Raw genomic sequence first — 2,869 nt, forward strand, 5'->3', positions numbered from 1 at the left:
GGCTGCTACGTTAACGCCACCATTGAGTTTTACGCCTATGACAACAATGGTAAAGGCGTTTCAGCATCCTTAAGAGGCGTTCAGTTTTTCCGGGATGGTGATGCGTTTAGCGGTGGAAGCGTAGCTTCTGTTGACGAGTTTGACGACCTGAGCATGGCTGAGGAAGAAGAATTATTAGCCAGCTAAGTTAACACCAGGGAACCACTGCCGCCTGAGGTGGTGAAATAATCAGGCATCGATTAAAAATATGAGTAATTTTTACTCAATTTGGCTTAAGGGAGATTTGATATACAGAGAGTAAATAACTCGAGGAGTCTTAAAATGAAAGTAGATAACCCGCATCAGTATATTGATAAAACCATTGCGCTCACTAACCCCAGTAATAACAGCCATTATTTACTTAACCTAGCGCAACCCGTTTACGCCGATGAAGAAACCAAAACATTAATCAATATAATTCAACTACTGGCAGAAGAAAACCAGTACTTGAGAAAAGAGAATAAGCGATTGGCAAAAAGCCATCGTTGAGTTGGTGGGCTATGCAGGGCTCGAACCTGCGACCGATGGATTAAGAGTCCACTGCTCTACCCACTGAGCTAATAACCCGCTACCACGCAATTATAACCACAAAATACCCATTGACGAAAGAAGAAATCATGCGCTATAGTTTATTTGCATCTGCAAGATCAGATGTTGGGATTGGTCTCCCTTCGTAAACTACCGCGACATGTACACGCCGCGAGCGTGTTTTTTAATGTCGTAATCTAGCCACAATTCAATGGTGGGCTGGATGGGGCAACCGTAAGGTTGGCCGGTCGGTAGTTCCGGTAAGACCAACTCCGTTCAGTTCACCACCACAGATTGGTCTCTAAGGTGGTGAGAAATTTTAATACTACCATCGGAGGTCATATGACTCCTCAATTATCTACTATTAATCCAAAAGTCACTATTCGTAATGGTAAAGCTATTACAACATCTATTGCTGTTGCAGAATACTTTGAAAAACAACATAAAGATGTTCTCAAAAAGATTAGATCTCTCGAATGCTCAACTGCTTTCACGATGGCGAACTTTTGCGCCGTCGGAGTGGAAGTAAAAGCGGGCTTCAATAAACGTGAAATCGAAGCTTACGAAATGACCAAAGACGGTTTCGTATTCCTGGTAATGGGATTTACAGGTAAAAAAGCAGCCCAATTCAAGGAAGCCTACATTGCTGAATTCAATCGTATGGAAACCAAGTTACACTCTACTCCTCAACCCCACACGAAAGCCGCAGAGCGTTTTAGCCATTCAGACACCCGTAATCTAACACATTTAGTCTGGTGTATGACAAATGGTTTTCGGTTTGAGCGATCATGGAGTAATGCGGTGTGGCTAGCGTTGCGCGAAGTAACTGGCACGCCATCACCGGAGCGTTTTCAAGTAGAGCATATTCCGTTAATGGCTGACGAGTGCAGACGTATTTACTACATCACCGAGTCACTACGCCAGATTATTAATGACGCTGAAAAGCAGACGATCAAACGACTTTTACGTAAACGTGAGAATATCGATACCGTGTTAACGGAGATCAAACAGCTTTTTGAACAATTCCACTATGAACAAATAGGGATAATCACCGCTCGCACTGACCATTGGTACGAAGGTGAACTTACCCACTTCCTAGAACGTCACTAATTAATCTTAACGCCCCTTTTTATAGGGGCAATTTTTCATCAATTTCATTATTGAGAGATTTCCACATGCAAAATTTAATGAACACACAAAATATCACTCTGTCCGGCGGTGAAACGATTGACTCACAACAATTACTGGTCATGGTTAACGAAACACGAAAAGAACATGGCGAACCACCAATTAGGAATAATAAATTCATTGAAAAGGTTAAAGATGAACTTGAAGGAGAGACCTACACAAAAAGTGTAGGTCAAAAAAACGGCGCTGATATTGAAATTATCGAAATGACACTTAAGCAAGCGCTTCGTGTTGCCGCGCGTGAATCGAAAGCCGTTCGCCGTTCACTGATTGATAAACTGGAGCAGCAAAGTAAACCACAAAGCGCCAATGAAATTATTGCAGCAATGGCATTAGCTAATGTTGCACAGGAGCGTCGGTTAAAGAGTATCGAGCATCAGGTAGAACAAGTCTCGGAAGAAATCGAGCATATCAAACAAGGCACAATACCCGAGGGTTTCCAAGGCTATAGCTATCTTAAAACAAAATATGGCTTAAGCGATGCGAAATGTCGCCAGTTAGTGATGGCGTGGAATGTGCCTTATAAAAAGGTGCCCCATGTTGCACCAGGCGGACAGATTACCCAAATGTCGGTAGTTGAGGAAGAAGCATTTAAATACGCGCTGGACAAGACGATGCTTGAGTCTGAGAAACGCGGCAGTCAGTGGTATCACTCTAAAATGGGGCGTTTTTCCGTTACCGCCTGATAAGGATAGATTATGCAAAACTTACTATTTTGCGATTTAGAAACCTATAGCGATATTCCGATTAATTGTGGCACACATCGCTATGCTGAAAATGCAGAAATATTACTTTTTGCGTATTCGTACAATCATGGCCCCGTAAAGGTTTGGGATGTGACGCAAGATAAAACAATGCCCACAGATTTAAAAGCCTATCTTGATGACCCAGAAATCTTAACCGTTTGGCATAATGGGGGGATGTTTGATACGGTGATTTTAAGCAAAGTGTTAAATATCGACTTACCCTTATCCCGCGTTCATGACACATTAGTACAAGCACTAGCACATGGCTTACCCGGTGCGCTTGGTTCGCTTTGCGATATCTTCAACGTCAATAGCGATAAAGCCAAAGATAAAGAAGGTAAAGCGCTCATACAGTTATTTTGCAAACC

The 2,869-nt window shown here is 42.5% G+C and carries 4 protein-coding genes, 1 tRNA gene and 1 pseudogene; 5 read left to right on the plus strand and 1 reads right to left on the minus strand.

Annotation, left to right across the window (positions count from 1 at the left end; genetic code table 11):
* Together G468_RS21630 and G468_RS0116750 are read left to right on the plus strand one after the other, a co-directional pair.
* Positions 1-186: ssDNA-binding protein (locus G468_RS21630; RefSeq protein ID WP_034250319.1), on the plus strand; the 186-nt coding region annotated here is incomplete at its 5' end.
* A 135-nt stretch (positions 187-321) separates the two neighbouring features.
* Positions 322-528, plus strand: coding sequence for a hypothetical protein (locus G468_RS0116750; protein ID WP_026824011.1), 207 nt, complete (start codon positions 322-324; stop codon positions 526-528).
* 2 nt (positions 529-530) lie between these two features.
* On the opposite strand, the gene G468_RS0116755 is transcribed toward G468_RS0116750, so the two are convergent.
* Positions 531-606: transfer RNA gene (locus G468_RS0116755), tRNA-Lys, on the minus strand.
* A gap of 303 nt (positions 607-909) precedes the next feature.
* On the opposite strand from G468_RS0116755, the gene G468_RS0116760 reads away from it, so the two are divergent.
* The 3 genes and pseudogenes from G468_RS0116760 to G468_RS0116775 form a co-directional block, all read left to right on the plus strand.
* Positions 910-1,677 carry a Rha family transcriptional regulator gene (locus tag G468_RS0116760; protein ID WP_026824012.1) on the plus strand — a complete coding sequence of 256 codons (768 nt, stop codon included), beginning with the start codon at positions 910-912 and terminating at the stop codon, positions 1,675-1,677.
* A 77-nt stretch (positions 1,678-1,754) separates the two neighbouring features.
* Entirely contained in the window at positions 1,755-2,441 is a 687-nt protein-coding gene (locus tag G468_RS24945; protein WP_248604901.1) for a hypothetical protein, read from the plus strand.
* A gap of 12 nt (positions 2,442-2,453) precedes the next feature.
* Positions 2,454-2,869: pseudogene (locus tag G468_RS0116775) on the plus strand (hypothetical protein); the annotation flags it as partial.

The sequence above is a fragment of the Arsenophonus nasoniae DSM 15247 genome (assembly GCF_000429565.1).
Lineage (GTDB): Bacteria > Pseudomonadota > Gammaproteobacteria > Enterobacterales > Enterobacteriaceae > Arsenophonus > Arsenophonus nasoniae.